Raw genomic sequence first — 16,686 nt, 5'->3', positions numbered from 1 at the left:
AGAGGGCGCTGGTTAATTTAGCGTTGGGAACGGTCACACACGGCGCGCGACCCAGCCGGCGCCCCAGCCGAGCGCGATCGACAGTGCCACCGCCGCGATTCCGTAGAGAAACGCATGCCGTTCGGCGGCGCGCGCGACGAAGCGTTCGAAGCCCGATTTGCGGATATCGATGTCGCGTACCGCTGCCGCCAGCACGCGGCCGTCGCGGATCAGGAAGGTTTCGGCGGTGAATCGCCCGACGGGGACGCGCGCCGGGATGGTGAGTCGCGCGCGGTACAGGACGTCGTCGGTGATCTCGACCGCGCGCGGCGCCTCGACATACAGGCCGGCCCGGCGGCGCAGGTCGACGAGGCCCTGCTGGAAGCGATGCTCGACCGTGCTGACCGCATTGGAGCCGGGGGACAATTGCAGGCTGTCGAGCCCCAGTTCGTAGATCGCGCGGGTGCGTTCGTCGACGATCCGGTCGATCGGGCGCGACGAGGCGAGCGCGTAGAAACTGGGCGCGGAACTGTAGCGCTGATGCTGGGCATTGACCCAGATGCCGGCGATCTTTTCCTTTTCGCGGACCAGCACCGATTGCGTCGGGCCCTTCACGATCACGACGATATCGGTCGGCGATTCGCCGGGGGGCAGGCGGCCGCCGGGGTAGAGGATCGCGCCGAACAGCAGCAGCTCCGCGCCCGTAAAGCTGTAGGCGATCTCGATCTGGCGCTGCGACACGTCGGGGACGAGCACCGGTTTTGCCGTCGCAAAGCCGCCCGGCGGCGCCGACGACGCAAGCAGCGCCGGCGCGACGAGCAGCAGAGCCGCGCGGGCGCTCACGTCAGCTCGACCGTGAAGATTTCCTCCGGCCGCCAGACGAGGCCGAGCAGGATGCGCAGGCCGACGAGCAGCACCATGATCGCGAGCGCGAGGCGGAGATATTCTGGCTTCACCCGGCTGGCGAAGCGCGCGCCCAGCTGCGCCCCCGTCACCGATCCGAGCAGCAGCAGGCCGGCGAGCACGATGTCGACCGCCTTGGTGGTGGTGGCGTGGACCATCGTCGCGACCGCGGTGACGAACAGCGTCTGGAACAGGCTGGTGCCGACGACGACGCTGGTCGCCATGCCGAGCAGGTAGATCATCGCCGGCACCAGGATGAAGCCGCCGCCGATGCCGAGCAGGATGGTGAGGATGCCGGTGAAGAAGCCGAGCAGCAACGGCGCGAGCGGCGAGATGTAGAGGCCCGAGGCGTAGAACCGCGTGCGCAGCGGCAGCGCGGCGACCAGCGGGTGGTGGCGCCGCTTGCGCGCGCGGGGGCGGACGCGGCCCTTGGCGACGCCGATCGCACCGATCGATTCGCGTGCCATCAGCGTGCCGATCGACCCCAGCATCGCGACATAGACGACGCCGATCACCGTATCGATCTGGCCACTCGCCTTGAGCAGCTGGAAGATCCACGCCCCCGCCCCGCTGCCGAGGATACCGCCGGCAACCAAGACGCTGCCCATCTTCACGTCGACGCCGCCGCGGTGGAAATGCGCGAAGACGCCCGACACGCTCGCGCCCGTCACCTGGCTGGCCGAGGAGGCGGCGGCGACGGTGGGGGGAATGCCGTAGATGATGAGCAATGGCGTCGTCAGAAAGCCGCCGCCGACCCCGAACATGCCCGACAGCAGCCCGACGCCGCCGCCCAGCAGGATGATGACCAGCGCGTTGACCGACAGGTTGGCGATGGGGAGGTAGAGGTCCACGAAAGGCTTTATACGCGGCTGGCGCCGCGGGACTAGGACCATCGTCATCGTGCGGGTTGGCGGGTCGTGCCGGACAGTGACTAGTCGTATCTCGTCACCCCGGACTTGATCCGGGGTCCCGCTTTGGATTGACCGCCGGAAAAGCGGGGCCTCGTCTCGAGGGCGGGGTGACGGGAGGGGGCGCTCGGGGCCCGCCGTCAGAAGTTGGTGCCGATCGAGAGGGCGGGACCCGAATCGGGGCGGGCATCGCCGGCGATGCGCTGGCGCCAGTCGGCGGTGAGGCGGAGGCTGTGGTTTGCGACCGGCACGACGAGGCCGAGCGACGGGCCGATGTCGAGTCGCCCGGCGCCGCGCTGCGCGCCGCCCCATGTACCGATTCCGACGTCGAGGCGCGCCTTGCCCCGGCGCGCGACGGGATACGCGAGGCGGAGTGCGCCATCGACGAAGGCTTCCGTGCCGTCGCGCGCGATCAGTCCCGCCTGGCCATAGCCCTCGACCGTCACCGGCCCGGCGACGGGCGCGGGGCCATAGCCGCCGACGAGACCGAGCATCGTGCCGCCGCGGCCGCCGTCGATCGCGATGCGGCGCTCGGCGAGCAGGTGGATCGGCAATCGGGTCGGCTGCCAGTCGAGGCCCAGCGCCGCTTCCGCACCGCGGCTGGCGAGCGGAGTCGAGAGCCGCGCCGCGAGCGCGACGCGGCGCGATGCGCCCAGCGCATAGGTAAGGCGGATCCCCGCCTGCGATCCGCCGAGCTGGCCGCCGCTGGCCTGCCCGATCCCGCCGTCGCGGGTGATACCCCAGACGCTGCCGGCAAGACGCGATGGTCCCCGCGGGGTGATCGCGGCGGGCGTTGCGAGCGGGAGCAGGGGCGGGGGCGGCGTGGCGCGGGGCGTCGTCGTCGTCGTCGTCGTCGTGGCGGGTGCGGGGCGGTCGCCGTCCGTCCCGGCGGCGGCGGTCGGGATGCGCGACAGTGGTGGTGGCGGCGCGATCGGCGGGCGGTTCGGCCGTGGGATCGGTGTGGCTCCGCTCGGCGGGAGCGGCCCGCGCGCGGCCGCCTCCGCCGGTCCGATCCCGAGCGCGGCGACGATATGCTCGACCGGGCCAGCGAGCGGCGCCAGCGGCAGGTCGCCTGTCCGGAACAGGGCCAGGGTTCGCATGCCGATCCAGCCGCCGAGCACGATCGCGAGAAAGCGCAAGGGGCGCCCGCCGGTCATGCCAGCGGCGTGCCTGGCTCCGGAAAGGCGTGCGCGGTCTTGTCCCAGATCAGCGGGCCGCCGCGCAGCAGCGTGAGGTAGCGCCGGATCGCGCGTGGCGCGGCGATCAGCGCGATGATGTTGCCGACGAAGAATCGGGGCAGCGACCAGCCCGCCTGGCGCCAGCCATGATCGTGCGCGGTGCAGCCGACCCGCATGCCCAGCCGCCAGACGAGCAGCAATGTGGTTGCGGTCAGCAGCCAGTCGGCGAGCCGGTCATCCGCCACCGCAGTGCCGGTCAGCCAGTGCAGGCCGACCGACAGCGGCCACAGGAGGATCGCGGCATAAGCGATTGCGAGCACCAGCACCGACACGGGCGCGCGCCGGTCGCGAAAGCGCATCCAGTGATCGGCCAGCGCCTGCGGCCGTCCCCAGCCGGTGCGATCCCATCCGGCGAGCGCAATTCCGGTCATCCACCGCGCCTTCTGCCGCGTGGCGGTGGGCACGCTGTCGGGGAAATAAGCGCGCACCGCGATCAGGCTGTCGTCACGGGGATCGCGCACGCGGGCGAAGCGGCTGCGGCCACCGCGTTCGGCGATGTGAAGGCCGAGCTCGTAATCCTCGGTCAGGCTGGTGTCGTCGAACGGCGCGCCGCCCCGATCCGCGGCGATGGCCGCGAGCATGTCGGTCGCGATCGCACAGCCCGTGCCGGCGAGCGGCATCGCAGCGCCCAGCATCGCGCGCACCGGCTGCTGGACGATATGCGCATAGGCGAATTCGTCGGCATAATGGCCGGATACCAACGATCCGCGGCGGACCAGCGGCAGCACGGGCAGCTGCACCACGGCGCATCCCTCGATCAGCGTGTCGAACACGGTGAGTTCGGCGGCGTGGACGACATTGTAGCTGGCCAAAAAAGTTGGCCAAAAAGTCGCGCTCGGCGCGGTCGGCGCGATTTGTCAGGTGAGTTTTTGGCCAACCTTCAGCGTGGGGTGCAGTCTAGCGGGACGGCGTGGTCGGCGGTCCAGCGGCAGATGCGTTGCAGGGCGGACCAGCCGCGGCGGCCCCAGTCGAGGATCGCCTGGTTGTAATCCTCGTAGGCCGCTTCGCTGGTGGCGGCGGTGGGCGGGATGGCGGGTTCGGCCTCGATCGCGAGGTCAACAGCCGGAGGTGCGGAGAAGGTCTGGGGCGGCACCCTGCTGGTGGAGCAGGCGGCAAGCGCGAGCATGCTGGCGAGCGCTAGGGGCGTGGTCGGGAAGCGCATGCGTGGCCTCTTGGATGGCGCGGGACTTGGCCGCGATGGTCTGGTCGTCGGTGCGGCGGGTGGTGGTGGCCTGCGCGTCAGCGGCGCGGTCGGTGCGCAGCGTTTCGGCCGCGTGGCCGGCGGTCCTGGCAGCGCAGCGGGCGGAGGTGTCGACCGTGCAGCGGCCCAGCCCGAACGCCAGCGGCAGCGCGACGAGCGCCGCCCCGGCGACCGGCCAGCCGCCCGGTAACAGCCGTGCAACGCCGCTGAAGGCGCCGGTCACGGCCGCGTGCCCCGCAGCCGCTCGACCGTCTTCGCCAAGCCGTAGCCCGACGCGAGCGTGCCGATCAGGATCAGCACATCGGCGGGGATGCCGCGCAGGAACGCGGTGGAGGCGACGACCATCGCGTCGGCGCGGGCGGGGCTGAAGAGCGCCACCGTCCCGACGCTCGCCGCGCCGACCGTCGGGATCGCCATCAGCGCGCCGATGCAGAGCGGCCTGATCGAGCGCAGCGCGAAGGTCAGCCAGCGCGGGGCGTCGGCGCCGAGGTCGACGATCTCGCCGGCGAGCGCCATGACGCCGATCGGTTCGGGCGTGCCGGCGCGGTCGGCGTCGAACGGGATCGCCGGCGCCAGCCGGTCGTCGTCGTGCGTCCCTGCCGCCAGCGGCGAAGGGGTTCCGGCGGTGCGGAAGGCAGGGGTCATGCGGGGGTCCTCGTGAACAGGGTGCCGAGCCGCTTCGCCCAGCCGAAGGTGAAGGCCTCGTTCGCCGCACGCGCCTCGGCGATCTCGACGTAGCGGGCGCCCTGGAGGGCATCGAGATAGGCGAGCAGCGCGTCGCGCCCCTCGCGCCCGCGCACGCGGATCAGCGCGCGCAGCGCGTCCGCGGTGGCGGGACCCGCGACGCCGTCGACGACGAGGTCGGGATAGTCGCGACCCGCGCGGTTGAGCACGTTGAGCACGCGCTGGAGGAAGCGCCCGGCGATGGCGACGCCCTGGTTCACGCCCGTGTCGAACACCTCGCACGCGACCGCGGAATCGACCGCGGCGATCCAGTCGAGGCCGATGCGATCCCAGTAGAGCCGACGGTAGATCGCCAGCGCGCGCGCCTTGGGCAGCGCGCGCATGTCGCCGGTGTAGCCGTCGGCGCGGGCGACCGCTTCGGTGATGCCCCATTGCGTCTTGCCGCCCCGGTCGGCGGGGTCGTCGGCATAGCCGCCCTCGATGCCGAGCGTGTGGGCGGCGGCGAGGGCGAAGGGATCGGAAGGGGCGGGCATGGGTGGCGGGGTATCGCGTCGCGGCGGATGGGTTCGGCTTCCGCGCGCGGACGATCAGGCCCAGTCCTGGACCTGCATCGCCCATTTGGCGGTGCCGTCCGGCTGGCGTTCGAACGGCTCGAACTTGCCGAACAGCGACCAGTGGATGCGCTCGTTGAGCGCGGGCGTGACCGCCGGGTCCTCGATCACCAGCAACTCGCCGGCGAGGCCGACATCGAGCGCCAGCGCGTAGAGCCGCTCGGAGAGGTCCGGCGACAGGTCCGGCATCACCCATTGCCAACCGCCCGCCGCCACGCCGCGGTCCTTCCCGAAACCGCCGCCCAGCAGGCGCTCGACGCGGCCGGTGTCGATTATCGGTCGGCCGGCGTTCCAGTCGTGGTTCGGGCGCAGCGCCTCGCCGACGACGACAATGCCGGCGACGAGCGGCGCGGCCGTCTCGACCTGGAGCCGCAGGTAGCGCGACCGCACCGGGGCGGGCAGCATCGCGAGGCCATGGCGCAGTACCGGCGCGCGCCGGAAGGAATGCGCGAAGCTGCCTGCCACCGCCTCGGCGTCCAGCCCCGGCGCGACTGCGATACGGTCGGTGGCGGCGGCGTTGGTGAAGCCCAGCAGCACCGTGTCGAACGCCTGCACGCTGCCCAGGTCGACGATGATCGTCGCGGCGGTGCCGGCGGCGACGAACGCCTCGCGCGGGTTGGGCGTCGCGAGATTGGCAAGGCCGCTGCCCGCACTCGACCGCGCGGCGTCGAGGGTGAGGGCGAGCGGCTGGAGGATCGCGAGCGTCATGCCGCCAGCCTGCGCAGCACGGTGAGCTGGGTGGTGCCGTTGTCCAGTTCCTGCGCGCCGATCACGAACACGAGGTCGCCGGGCGCATAGCCGTAGCGTGCGTAATCGACCGCGATGCAGCGCCCCCACAGGTCGGCGCGACGCCCGACGACGATCGCGCGATCCAGGACGAGCGGGGCGGCGTAGAAGGCGGTGAGGCGCGCACCCTCTGCCTGGGCGCCTTCCACCGTCGCGAAGGGGGTGGCGACCGCGATCGTGCGTCCGCGCGGCCAGCGAGTGGCGCCGGGCACGGCGACGGGCAGCATGCGCTGTTCGGCCTTAAGCCAAGCGGCGAAGCCGGCAGAGACGGCGGCGTCAGCCATGCTGCACGTCGATCCAGGGGCGGCCGTCGCGGATCGCCCAAACGGCGCCAAGGCGGCGCATGTAGAGCGGCAGCGTCATGTCGGCTTCGCGCACGGCGGTGACGCCGATGCCGGCGCCGCGGGCGACCGCGACGAGGTAGACCGCCACGCCATCGCCCAGCGCCGCTTGGCACGCGGCGAGGGTATCGGCGTCGACGTTGACCGGCACCTGCCCCGAGAAGGCGATGCGGTCGACCGTCTGACGGGCGGCTTCCAGCTCGGCCTCCCAGGCGGTCAGCGCTTCGCCATGCGCGGCGAGCGCGACGGCATGCGCCGCCTCGGCCGCGTCGACCGCGGTGCGATATGCCGCCTGCGCATCGCGATAGGCGGCGAGGTCCGCCTGATACTGTTCGACGGCCGCCGTATAGGCGACCTGCGCCTTGGCGGCTTCGACCTGGGCGTCAGCCGCCGCCTGCGCCATGGCGATCGTGGCGTTCCGGTCGTTGAGGAACGCGGCGAGCCGCAGCAGATAGGCGTCGTCATCCTCGCCATCGGCGCGGACCGGCTGCACCGGCATCTCGATCACCGGCGGCACGAAGGCGGTCGGCTCGATCGGCTTGGTCGGCTCGGCCGATCCGCCATAGGTCGGCGCGGCATACAGCGGCTCTTCGGGGCGCGGGCCGAGGTGCGCCGCCCAGGTGTCACCGCCGACGAGGTTCGGATCGGTCGATTTGACGACATAGCGGCGGGCGTCAGCCCAGGTCCGCGTCAGCTCGCCGTTGCTGTCGATGCCGCAGACGTCCCCCTTCAGGATCGTGCCGCACGCCAGCGACTTGCGGACATATTCCGCATAGTCGGCGCCGCTGGCGTTGATCGTGCCGCCAGCATTGATCGAACGGCCCGTCGTGCTGTCCGCGCGCGACGTCATGCCCGACCGCACACTCGACCCGACCCCGCCCGTCACCGCATAGAACAGTGCATTGATGGCGGTCGGCGTGCCGATTTCCACTACGATCTGCGTCTCGGCGCCCGTCTTCGTAATGCGATGGCGAGAACCATCGCCGACGCCGACCAGCAGGTTGCCGGCAGCGTCGAAGCGCCCCCATTCGGTGACGACACCGCCGAGATTATCGCTGCCCAGCAACAGCGGTTGGCCCGCGTAAGACAGCACCTGCGAGGCGCCATCCGGACGCACCCCAATCCGTGTCATCCCGCTCGGATTGCCGATCATTGAGTAACAGGGCGCTGCGCTGGCTTCGTTGACGTGGTGCTTGGCGGCGGGCGTTGGCGTGCCGATCCCGACGGCCCCTGCATTGGTAACTCGCATGCGTTCCGCACCGCCTGCGAAAAAGCGATGAGGATCGCCGCCATACGTATAATACACCAAGCCGGTCGTTTCCGTGCCGCCGAGCGCCGCGCCAGCGTCACCGATGAAGCCCGACGCCGCCCCGGCTCGGGTGAAGAGAATGGAGCCACCCCGACCCGCTTCCGCAGTAGCGGCGATCGTCAATCTGGCTGGCCCACCCCCCGTGCTGACGGTCGCACCGTCGCCATCCAGCGTCAGGCGATCGACGCCGCCGGCAACAAGGGCGATAATGTTCGAACCGAGGCGTCGAAGCCCAGAGTCCTGGTCCGCGGAAAAGCGGATGCCAGGTGCCGCCGCAGTGCCGTCGGGGAACATTCCTTGGCCGACACCATCGCGCACGGAGGCAAAGCTGCCGATCAGATCGGCCGCGCGCTGGGCGAGCAATCGCTGGTAATCCTGAAGCGGCATGATCTTATAACCGCGGCCCCCGCCGCTCGCGCCGCGATAGGCCGGGCTGATCGTCAGCTGCGTCGACGACTGCGCGCCCACCACCTCATAAGTGTAGCCCGCCTCGTCGACGAAGCCGTCGCCGGGGAAGACGTTGGGCGCCATGAAGTCGGTGCCGGCGCCCGTGACAGTCGCCGATCCCTGCGTCACGGTCACGCTGCCGCTCTGATACCACGTCATGATTCTTCCTTCTGCTCAGAGCGCCGCGCGCTTGATTTCAACGAATTCGATGTAGAGGCCGGCCTTCACGGTCAGCGCGCCGTCCGGCTCCAGATTGCGGATCGAGAGAACGGCTTCGTATTGGCCGGCAGGCAGCCCAGGTACGGCCGTCACCATCGTGAGCGGCCCCTGTGCTTTGCTAGCAAGGCCATCAAAGATCAGGTTCACCGGCGTCACCTTGCGGATGACGCCCCCGATCGTGAGGTAGGCGATCAGCTGAAGGTCGTCGGGACTGGACAGGTCGGCGCTGACCAGCACACGCAACAGGCTGGCGTCCTGTGACTTGGGAATCGTCAGCGTTCGAACGACGACGCCGGTGTTGCCTCCGCCTCCGCCTCCGCCTCCACCGCCCCCGCCGCCTCCGCCGCCACCGCCGCCACCGCCACCGGGATCGCCGATGCCCGGTTCGTCCGGGGTCTGTTCAACCGCCATGCGCGCCCCTCACCCGTACTGGATCACGATGTCGGCATCGGTGACGGCAAAGACCGTCTGCTGAACGGCGCCCGCGGCGATCTCGCGCGCGGTGATGATCCCCGCTTTGATGGCGTTGACCACCGTCTGTCCCGTGGCCGTGTCGATCTCGAAAATCTGGCTGTTGCCGACGACGAATTTGTCGGCCGCGACGGCGAAGACTCTTTCCTGGCCGTTGATGACGAAGCCCGTGATCTTGCCATTGGCGTTGATCGTCAGCTGGGCGACCGCTTCCTTGCCGTCGAGCGATCGGAGCAGAAAGTCGATCGTGGTCGTATGACCGCCGACCGTCGTCGACACCTGCTTGATGCTTTCCGCCAGCGCCGCCTTGTCGCTCGCCTGGGCGCGAGCGACGTCGGTAACGCGGCTGTCGACCTGCCCGATCGCGGAGCGATTTGCAGCATCACCCGCATCGCGCAGCACGTTGGCCAAGTCGATGGCGTCCATCGTGTGTTCGTACTTGTCCGCGATATCGGTGCGCAGACGGGTTTCGCCCGCGCTGCGCGCCTGCTCCGCCTGGGCGGCGACCTCCTTCGTCGCCGTCCCGATGCTGGCGCGCACCTCGCGCAAGGATTCGGCATTGGCCGACAGCTCGTCGGAGAATGCCTTTGCGAGGTCCGCCAGCGCCGCCCGCGTCTTCGCGAGCCCCGTCGTCGGGTCGTTGACGCTCGCCTCCAGCGTTTCAAGCCGGCGGACTGCGGCGGTGTTCTGGGTCGCGACCGTATCGGTCAGCGCCGTCAGCTCCGCCCGCGTCTTGCCAAGCCCCGTCGCCGGATCGTTCACGATCGCGCGCAGTCCGGTGATCAGCTCTGCGGTCGCCTTGTCGGCCGCGCTGGTCGTGCGCGCCAGATCGGCGATCTCGGCTCGCGTCGCGACGAGGTCGGCAGACTGGCGGCCGTATTCGGTTTCCAGCGCCGTGATCGCCTGCGTCACCGACTTGAAGCGGTCGGCGGTCGCCCGCACCTCACGCGTGTACCGCGCGTCGGCCGCGTCGATCTGCGCGCGCAGTGCCAGCCGCTCGCCCGCCGCGGCCGAGAAACCGGCGACGAGCGTCGCGGTCAGCTGCGTCTGCACCTCGGCAAGCCCGGTGGCGATCCGCCGCGCCGCCTCGTCACCCGCCAGCACGCCGGCGAGCGTCGCGCCGTCCGCCTCACTCGCGCGGCGGACCTGCTGGCGCAGCGTCGTGCCGAGCACAGTGATGCCGCCGATGGCATCCACCGAGGTCTTGCGCAGCGTCGCGATCTCGCCGGCCTGGCTGTCGGACGCCGCGCGCAGCCCGTCGATATCCTGCGCGAGCACCGCGTCGGCGCGGATCAGCAACTGGCGGTCCTGCACGGAGCGCGCATCCAGGTCGCCGACCGTCGCGGCGAGCAGCGTCCGCGCCCGCACCTCCAACGTCAGCGCATCGCCGACACCGGTGATGCTGGCGTAAAGCTCCTGCCGCAAATCGGCCTGCGCGCTGATCTGCCGCACCGCCGCGTCGTTGCCCGCCAGCACCGCGGCGAGCAGGCCGGCGCCGCTCTCCCGATTGTCCGCGCGCGTCTGGCGCAGTTCGAGCGACAGACGCGACACGTCGCCATAGGCTTGCAGGGTCTGCTCGGCCGACGTGATGCGGAACAGCGCCTGGTCGAACGCGGTCTGGGCGACCTTGGTCCGCACCAGCGCGTCGGTGGCGCTGATCGCCTGTTCGGCGGTCGTGAGGCGGGCGACCGCGCGTGACAGCTCGACCAGCTCGGCCTTGGTGCGCAGCTCGGCGCGGATACCGTCCTGGGCGACCTCGATCGCGGCGAGGCGGGCGATGATCGGTTCGAGCTGGGCGACCTGGGCGGGATCGAGCACCGCCTTCAGGATTTTCTCGTCGACCTCGCTGCTCGACGTTTTCGACCGGATGAGCGCGGCCTGCGCATCGAGCGTGATCTCCGCCGAGCGCTGGCGTTCGGCGAGCGCATCGACGGCATAGATGCGGACGACGCCGGTGTTCGGGTCGACGGCAATGCCGGCGTCGCGCAGCCGCTGGGTCAGGCCGTCCGCGATCAGCAGCAGCTGGAGCGACGCGGCCGACAACCGGCCGGCGTCCTGCTCCATCTGGCGGCGGGCCGCGGCGCCGTTGGCGATCGCATCGTCCAGCGCGCCGATCGCCGCGCCGGCCGCGTCGCTGTCTTCGCGCAAGCCAGCCACTGCTGCATCGAGCCGGCCGCGCGCATCGCGCAGGTCGGACACGTCGGCGGCGATCACCGGCACCCGCTCCATCACTTGGAGCGCGTCGATCACCTTCTTGCCGCCGAACGCGCTTTGCGGATCAGCGCTGTTGGTCGCGCCGGCTTCGGCGGGCTTCAGCGCCTCGACGGGCGTGCCGTCGGCATAGGTGACATCGCCCGCCAGCACCGCTGCGCTGATCTCGGCATCGGTATGCGGGCGGTGATTGTGCGCATAGCCGATCGACAGCGTCGTCACCGGCGCGAAGCCGCCCACCCGCTCGACCGAGGCGAAGCGGATCGTTTCGACCGGATCGGCGAAGGCGAGCGAGCGCAGCTCCAGCACCCCCGCCGGCGACACGCCCCAGGCGAGCGAGGTGCGCAGCAACAGTCGGTCGAGCATCGCCGCAGCGCTTTCGCTGGCCTCGCCCGCGTGCAGCCCGGCGGGGTGCGGCCGGGCTGCGACGAACGCCGCCAGGTCCGCGACGTGCGTCACGCCCGCGGCCGCGGCGATCCGCGCGGCGATCGCGGCAACGGTCTCGACATAGCCGTTGCCCGTTTCGCCCAGAAGGTCGGCGGTGAGCGGTCCCGACGGTTGCGTCCACCATTTGACGCAGGCGATCGCCGGCGCCACCGCGGCACCGCCGGCTGGTGGCGCAGCGGCCTTCAGCGCCGCCAGCGTGTCGGCGATCGATCCCGCCCAGCCGACGACGATCAGCGGCCCCGCCCGGCCACGGTCGCGCACCGCGCCGAAACCCGCAAGTGGGCGCGCCGGATCGCCGAATTCCCAGATATTGTGCGCGGCAAGGAGGATGCGCCCTTCGACATTGGCGCACGCGCCCCAGCTGCGCCGCTTGAGGCGTCCGGTGGCGGCGGCGTCGCCCTCGATCCCGCCGGTGCCGGCGAAGGTCGCCGTGACCAGCGGCTTGGCGAGGCCCGCCGCCATGTCGGACAGGGTGAATTCGAACCGGCCGCCGCCGATGCGATAGCCCGCGACGGTGCCGGCGATCAGCGGCGTCAGCACCGGTTCGCCTGCGGCATCGTCGCCGACCGATACGGTGATCGGCGCATCCTCCCACATCAGCGCGGCGAGGAAGGCGGCGGTCGACGCCATCGATGGCATGAAGCCTAATGCGGCGGTGGTGGCGATCGCGCCGCCGGTGAAGCCGTCGCGGTCGAAGCCGAGCGCCGCTTGCGCCAGCGGCACGCTGACGATGCCGCCGCGCCAGTCGGTCCCGCCCTTCCAGGTGTGATGGCGCTGCCCGCCGCCGGCGAGCCGCACCGGCACCGCCGCGCCGGTCGCCGCATCCCAGGGTGCGGCTTCCACCGCCACGACCGCGGTCATGCCGCCCCCCGCGTGGTGAGCGCGAGGTCGGCGAACACGGCGCCGCCCCGCGGCGCGGCGGCGAGGTCGACCAGCGCGCCGAGCAGCGCATTGGTCTCGCCCTGCTGTGCGACGAGCTGCTGGGTCAGCGCATTGCCCGCGACGACGGCGTTGGCGGTCGCCTGGCCCACGCCGGCGGCAGCGTTGACGCGCTGCGTTTCGAGCTGGATGATCCGCTCGATCTCGGCGCGCGCCTCTGCCCGGTCGGCGGCATATTCGGGGCCGGCGGTGCCAAAGGCTTCCTTCGACGTTTCGATCAGCTGGCGGGCGAGGGCGGCATAGCGATCGGCGGCGCCGGCGACGCCCGCCTCCGCATCCGCCTTCGCCTCCTCCATCTCGCGCCGGATCGCGGCGCGGCGATCCACCGCCGACCCTTCGAACAGGTCGCCATAGGTCAGGTTGGACAAAAGCTCCTTCAGCGACCCGATCCGCCCCTTCAGCGTCTGGTCGAGCAGGTCGGCGCGCTGTTCGGCGTTGAGCTTCTCGACCGCCAGCAGGTCGAGGCCATAGGCCTTGGCGAGCCGGACGCGCTCGGCCGCGGTGGTGTCGAAGGTCTTGAAGATGGATTGCAGCTGGCCTGTCACCCCGCCCAGCAGCTTTTCGAGGTCGGCGACCTTCAGCGCCTCGGCCAGCGCTGCGTTGATGTCGCTCGACGAGCGCAGCGCCTGCGCGACCGCGGGCGAGATGCCGGCGATCGCGCCGTCGGCGATGGCGTCGGCGATGGCGAAGGCGATCGCGCCCGCCTGGTCGTCGCCGAAATCCTTCAGCGTCGCCCAGTTCGCGCGGTTCTTCTTGCCGAACGACATCTCGCCGGTCTGGCCGCTGGTCGATACGCGATACTTGCCGTCATAGGTGCCGATCGACACGGTGTACTTGCCGAGCACGCCGCCCAGCTGCTGGGCGATCTGCGCGATCCCCTGCTGCACCTGGCCGGCGAGGCCCGTGGCCGTGCCCTTCGCCGCGCCGTTGTTGCCCGACGCGCCGACGCTGGTCGACGTCCCGTCCGAACTGATCGTCGCGGTGCCGTACTTCGCCTTCTTGAACAGCCCGCCCAGCAGGCCGCCGGCGATCGCGCCGATGATCGACCCGCCGGGGATGGGCAGGAAATTCCCGATCGCGCCGCCGATCTGCGCGCCGCCGCCGCTCATCTTCAGCCCCAGCGAATTGGCGAGACCGGCGACGACGGTGCCGGTCGCGGCACCGGCCAGCGCGGTCGAGGATTTCTCGCCGATCCACTTGCCGATCTGGCCGGCCTTGTCCTTGTCGATGCCGATCTGCTGGCCGAGCTTCGTCGCCAGCCGCTCGATGCCGCTGGCGACGAGCGATTCCGGCTTCAGCCGGTCGCGCCGGCCGGTGACGACGATGTCGGCGCCGCCGTCCGGGGTCGCCGCGGGCAGGCCGGCGCTCGTCCCGCGCATCGCGCCGGCGGCACCGCTCGCCGCGTCGGCGAGGTCGCCCAGCGCGTGCGTGGTCTGCCGGGTCTGGCCCGACACGGCGTCGACCGCATCCGCCATCCGCGCGGACGCATCCTCGACGACGCTCGTCCCCTTCACCTGGTCGCGCAGGTCGCGGAACGCATCCTCGAACAAGCGGTCGAATAGGTCGTCGGCCTTCAGCGACAGGAAGGTGTCGAGCAGCCGCCCCGGCGCCTTCAGGAACTGGCCGAGGTCGCCGCGCGCGAAATCCTGCGTCGCGGCGCGGACGATGTCGCGCATCTGCGACAGCGCGTCGATGTAGAGCTGCTGGCGCTGACGATTGCGCTCGATCTGGCGATCCTGCGCGGCGAGCGCCTGCGTCGTCGCCAGCACCGCCGCCTTCTGGCGTTCGGTCAGCGGCCCCATCTCGCGCTGGAGCTGGTTGATGACGCGCAGCGCCTCCGCCTCGTCGTCGCGGCCGGCGGCGATCAGCCGGCCGACCGCCAGTGACTGTTCCTGGCTCTCGACGAATTCGCGCAACGGCCGGTTGAGGCCCTCGGCGATCGCACCACGTGCCTGCTCGACCGAGGCGAGCAGGGGACCGAGGTCGGGCGGGCGGCGCTGTTCCAGGTCGGCGGCGATCGCGTCGAGCTGGCGGTAGGATTTCGCCGCCTGGTCGGCGAGCGTGCGCGGCCGGTCGAACGATTCGGCGACCGTCTCGATCAACCCGCGCCGCACCGCCGTCTTCGCCGCCTCGGCCGAGGCGATCAGCCCTTCGAACCCCGGCGGCTTGCGGCGGCCGAGGTCGTCGATCAGGTCGTCGAGCTTGGCGATCTCGACATTGGTCTTCTGCAATGCGCTGGGCGTGCGGTCGAACTGGCCGGTGATCGCGGCGATCCGGTCGCCGGCGTCACGGCCAAATTCGTCGCGTGCGGCGGTCGAGGCCGGTTTCTTCGGCTTGCCCGCAGGCTTGTCGCGGCGCAGCTCCGGCGCCAGCACGCCATCGGTCAGCGACTTGTCGATCTGATCGGCGATGCGATCCTTCACCGGCGCGGTCGCCGCGTCGATCAGCGCCTGCTGGAACTGCTCGCGATTGATCTTGACACCGGAGAAATCGATCTTTTCCGACGCGCGCAGCGCCGCTGCGGAGGTGATCTTGCCCGATTGCAGCCCGGTGACGACGCTGCGCAGGTTGCGGGCGTTCTGCGATCCGGTGTCCGTGCCGGCCAGCGCCCCGACGAGCATCCCGCCGAGGCCTTGGCCGCTGCCCTGCGCCGCGCCCGTCAGCTTGTCCGCGATCGACTGGCGCCCTGCTCCCTCGAACGCCTGCGCGGACGACTGGCGCAGCTTCGATGCCTCGCCGCGCAGGTTGATCGCCGTCAGCCGCGCGTTGAGCAGCAGCATTTCGTTCTGCTTCTTGAGCTTGCCCGTGGTGAGGTCGAACACCGCACCCAGCACGCTTTGCGCTTCGCTCAGCCCATCGGCGCCGACCTTCGCGGCGTCGGCGGCATCGCCGGCCTTGAACAGCTCTTCGACGAACGGCGCGGCGACCGCGGCGGCGACGGTGAGCGCGATACCCCATGGGCCGGTGAGGAAGGCACCGACCTTGCCCGCCTTGCCGCCCAGTTCGGACATGGCATAGCCGATCTGCCCCGCCTGCTGGCCGAAGGCGCGCGCCGGGCTGATCCCGCCAGCGATCGACAGGCCGAGGTCGCCGAACTGCTGACCCAGGTTGCGGATGCCGAATGCGTGCCGCTCGGACGAGACGGCGCCGTCGCGATGCTCGCGGTTCGCACTCTTCAGCCGCGATTCGAGCACGTCGACGCGGCCCGCCAGGCTGGCGTTGATCTCCTGGAGCTGGCGCAGTTCGGTCGTCAGCTGCGCGGCGTCGGCCCGCGCACTTTCCATCTCGCGGGCGAGCTGGGCGTTCGCCGCGGCGAGCGATGCGGCGCGCGCGCTGCCCTGCTGCTGCTGGCCACCGAGGTCTGCGGTGGCGGCGGCCGCCTGGCGCTGGTCGGTGGCGAGGCCCTGCGCGGCGGCGCCGGCCTGGCGCCCCGCCGCACCCAGCGCCGCGACCGCGCCGGCCGCGCCCGTGGCGGCCGTGCCGGTCTCGCGCACCCCGGCGGCGGCACTCTCCGCGCCGGCCCCCAGCGCCTTGGCGTCGGCGCCCGCCCTGGTGGCGGCATCGCCCAGCCGGTCGACCGCCGCGGTGCCGTGATCGGCTTCGGTGACGAGGCTGCGCGAATCGGCGCGCAGGACGACGCGGGCAACGAGCTCGGTCATGCGGCGGCGAACACGGCGAGGGCCGCGCGCTCCATGATTGCGATGTCGTCGAACAGCGCCGGCGTCATGTCGATCCCCATCAGCGTCGCGGTCGGCGCGACCGCGGCATAATCAATCCCCAGGCGCACGCCGGACATCGCATGCACCCGCCACTGGCCGTGCAGGCGGTAGAACAGGCGCACCGCATCCCAGTCCTCAGGCCCGATTTCGGGCGCGTCGTCGCTCCGCCCACCCGCCCGGCGCGCCGCGATCGCGGCGATCGCGGCGGCGGCGCTGCCGGTCGCGGCGTCGTAGGCCGGCTGTCCGCCACCGCGCCCGCCGGCCCAGCCGCGC

General features: G+C 71.3%; 15 protein-coding genes. 1 reads left to right on the top strand and 14 read right to left on the bottom strand.

Annotation, left to right across the window (positions count from 1 at the left end):
• Nucleotides 1–33: 33 nt before the first annotated feature.
• From ACP7A3_RS09635 to ACP7A3_RS09615, 5 genes are all read right to left on the bottom strand, one after another.
• Nucleotides 34–822 carry a TIGR02186 family protein gene (locus tag ACP7A3_RS09635; RefSeq protein WP_017980544.1) on the bottom strand — a complete coding sequence of 263 codons (789 nt, stop codon included), beginning with the start codon at nt 820–822 and terminating at the stop codon, nt 34–36.
• Nucleotides 819–1,733 (bottom strand): sulfite exporter TauE/SafE family protein, encoded by a 915-nt coding sequence (locus tag ACP7A3_RS09630; RefSeq protein ID WP_043061052.1) that lies wholly within the window; start codon nt 1,731–1,733, stop codon nt 819–821. The genes ACP7A3_RS09635 and ACP7A3_RS09630 overlap by 4 nt, the downstream gene beginning before the upstream one ends.
• A gap of 197 nt (nt 1,734–1,930) precedes the next feature.
• Entirely contained in the window at nt 1,931–2,947 is a 1,017-nt protein-coding gene (locus tag ACP7A3_RS09625; protein ID WP_426255430.1) for a hypothetical protein, read from the bottom strand.
• Complete coding sequence (locus ACP7A3_RS09620) at nt 2,944–3,840, bottom strand: glycosyltransferase family 2 protein (protein WP_426255429.1); 897 nt, start codon at nt 3,838–3,840, stop codon at nt 2,944–2,946. Before ACP7A3_RS09620 ends, ACP7A3_RS09625 begins: the two co-directional genes overlap by 4 nt.
• Nucleotides 3,841–3,908: 68 nt before the next feature.
• Nucleotides 3,909–4,190 (bottom strand): hypothetical protein, encoded by a 282-nt coding sequence (locus ACP7A3_RS09615; protein ID WP_426255428.1) that lies wholly within the window; start codon nt 4,188–4,190, stop codon nt 3,909–3,911.
• Here ACP7A3_RS09615 and ACP7A3_RS09610 point away from each other — a divergent pair.
• A complete protein-coding gene (locus tag ACP7A3_RS09610; protein WP_017980549.1) occupies nt 4,189–4,419 on the top strand; it encodes a hypothetical protein in 231 nt (76 codons plus the stop codon). The two genes, ACP7A3_RS09615 and ACP7A3_RS09610, sit on opposite strands and share 2 nt — an antisense overlap.
• A 29-nt stretch (nt 4,420–4,448) precedes the next feature.
• On the opposite strand, the gene ACP7A3_RS09605 is transcribed toward ACP7A3_RS09610, so the two are convergent.
• From ACP7A3_RS09605 to ACP7A3_RS09565, 9 genes are read right to left on the bottom strand one after another with little or no spacing between them, the layout of a single operon-like run.
• Nucleotides 4,449–4,874, bottom strand: coding sequence for a hypothetical protein (locus ACP7A3_RS09605; protein WP_426255427.1), 426 nt, complete (start codon nt 4,872–4,874; stop codon nt 4,449–4,451).
• Complete coding sequence (locus ACP7A3_RS09600; protein ID WP_017980551.1) at nt 4,871–5,446, bottom strand: glycoside hydrolase family 108 protein; 576 nt, start codon at nt 5,444–5,446, stop codon at nt 4,871–4,873. The genes ACP7A3_RS09605 and ACP7A3_RS09600 overlap by 4 nt, the downstream gene beginning before the upstream one ends.
• Before the next feature lie 54 nt (nt 5,447–5,500).
• Nucleotides 5,501–6,232 (bottom strand): hypothetical protein, encoded by a 732-nt coding sequence (locus ACP7A3_RS09595; RefSeq protein WP_017980552.1) that lies wholly within the window; start codon nt 6,230–6,232, stop codon nt 5,501–5,503.
• Complete coding sequence (locus ACP7A3_RS09590; protein WP_426255426.1) at nt 6,229–6,594, bottom strand: hypothetical protein; 366 nt, start codon at nt 6,592–6,594, stop codon at nt 6,229–6,231. The genes ACP7A3_RS09595 and ACP7A3_RS09590 overlap by 4 nt, the downstream gene beginning before the upstream one ends.
• Complete coding sequence (locus tag ACP7A3_RS09585; RefSeq protein ID WP_426255425.1) at nt 6,587–8,566, bottom strand: hypothetical protein; 1,980 nt, start codon at nt 8,564–8,566, stop codon at nt 6,587–6,589. The genes ACP7A3_RS09590 and ACP7A3_RS09585 overlap by 8 nt, the downstream gene beginning before the upstream one ends.
• A gap of 15 nt (nt 8,567–8,581) precedes the next feature.
• Nucleotides 8,582–9,037 (bottom strand): hypothetical protein, encoded by a 456-nt coding sequence (locus ACP7A3_RS09580; protein WP_426255424.1) that lies wholly within the window; start codon nt 9,035–9,037, stop codon nt 8,582–8,584.
• A 9-nt stretch (nt 9,038–9,046) separates the two neighbouring features.
• Nucleotides 9,047–12,616, bottom strand: a complete 3,570-nt coding sequence (locus ACP7A3_RS09575) for a hypothetical protein (protein ID WP_426255423.1) — start codon at nt 12,614–12,616, stop codon at nt 9,047–9,049.
• On the bottom strand, nt 12,613–16,353 hold the full coding sequence (locus ACP7A3_RS09570) for a hypothetical protein (RefSeq protein ID WP_426255422.1): 3,741 nt from the start codon (nt 16,351–16,353) through the stop codon (nt 12,613–12,615). Before ACP7A3_RS09570 ends, ACP7A3_RS09575 begins: the two co-directional genes overlap by 4 nt.
• Nucleotides 16,350–16,559: a DUF1799 domain-containing protein gene (locus ACP7A3_RS09565; protein ID WP_426255658.1), complete on the bottom strand. Its 210-nt coding sequence runs from the start codon at nt 16,557–16,559 to the stop codon at nt 16,350–16,352. The genes ACP7A3_RS09570 and ACP7A3_RS09565 overlap by 4 nt, the downstream gene beginning before the upstream one ends.
• Between the last annotated feature and the right edge of the window lie 127 nt (nt 16,560–16,686).

The sequence above is a fragment of the Sphingomonas sp. DC5200-1 genome, from assembly GCF_049897245.1.
Taxonomy (GTDB): domain Bacteria; phylum Pseudomonadota; class Alphaproteobacteria; order Sphingomonadales; family Sphingomonadaceae; genus Sphingomonas; species Sphingomonas aquatilis.
This window is presented reverse-complemented; position numbering and strand designations above follow the sequence as displayed.

Excerpts from the sequence above, each read along its gene's own strand:
- ACP7A3_RS09575 (WP_426255423.1), bottom strand. The coding sequence starts at position 12,616 with ATGACCGCGGTCGTGGCGGTGGAAGCCGCACCCTGGGATGCGGCGACC.
- ACP7A3_RS09590 (WP_426255426.1), bottom strand. The coding sequence starts at position 6,594 with ATGGCTGACGCCGCCGTCTCTGCCGGCTTCGCCGCTTGGCTTAAGGCC.
- ACP7A3_RS09595 (WP_017980552.1), bottom strand. The coding sequence starts at position 6,232 with ATGACGCTCGCGATCCTCCAGCCGCTCGCCCTCACCCTCGACGCCGCG.
- ACP7A3_RS09600 (WP_017980551.1), bottom strand. The coding sequence starts at position 5,446 with ATGCCCGCCCCTTCCGATCCCTTCGCCCTCGCCGCCGCCCACACGCTC.
- ACP7A3_RS09570 (WP_426255422.1), bottom strand. The coding sequence starts at position 16,353 with ATGACCGAGCTCGTTGCCCGCGTCGTCCTGCGCGCCGATTCGCGCAGC.
- ACP7A3_RS09585 (WP_426255425.1), bottom strand. The coding sequence starts at position 8,566 with ATGACGTGGTATCAGAGCGGCAGCGTGACCGTGACGCAGGGATCGGCG.
- ACP7A3_RS09610 (WP_017980549.1), top strand. The coding sequence starts at position 4,189 with ATGCGTGGCCTCTTGGATGGCGCGGGACTTGGCCGCGATGGTCTGGTC.
- ACP7A3_RS09580 (WP_426255424.1), bottom strand. The coding sequence starts at position 9,037 with ATGGCGGTTGAACAGACCCCGGACGAACCGGGCATCGGCGATCCCGGT.
- ACP7A3_RS09605 (WP_426255427.1), bottom strand. The coding sequence starts at position 4,874 with ATGACCCCTGCCTTCCGCACCGCCGGAACCCCTTCGCCGCTGGCGGCA.
- ACP7A3_RS09615 (WP_426255428.1), bottom strand. The coding sequence starts at position 4,190 with ATGCGCTTCCCGACCACGCCCCTAGCGCTCGCCAGCATGCTCGCGCTT.
- ACP7A3_RS09625 (WP_426255430.1), bottom strand. The coding sequence starts at position 2,947 with ATGACCGGCGGGCGCCCCTTGCGCTTTCTCGCGATCGTGCTCGGCGGC.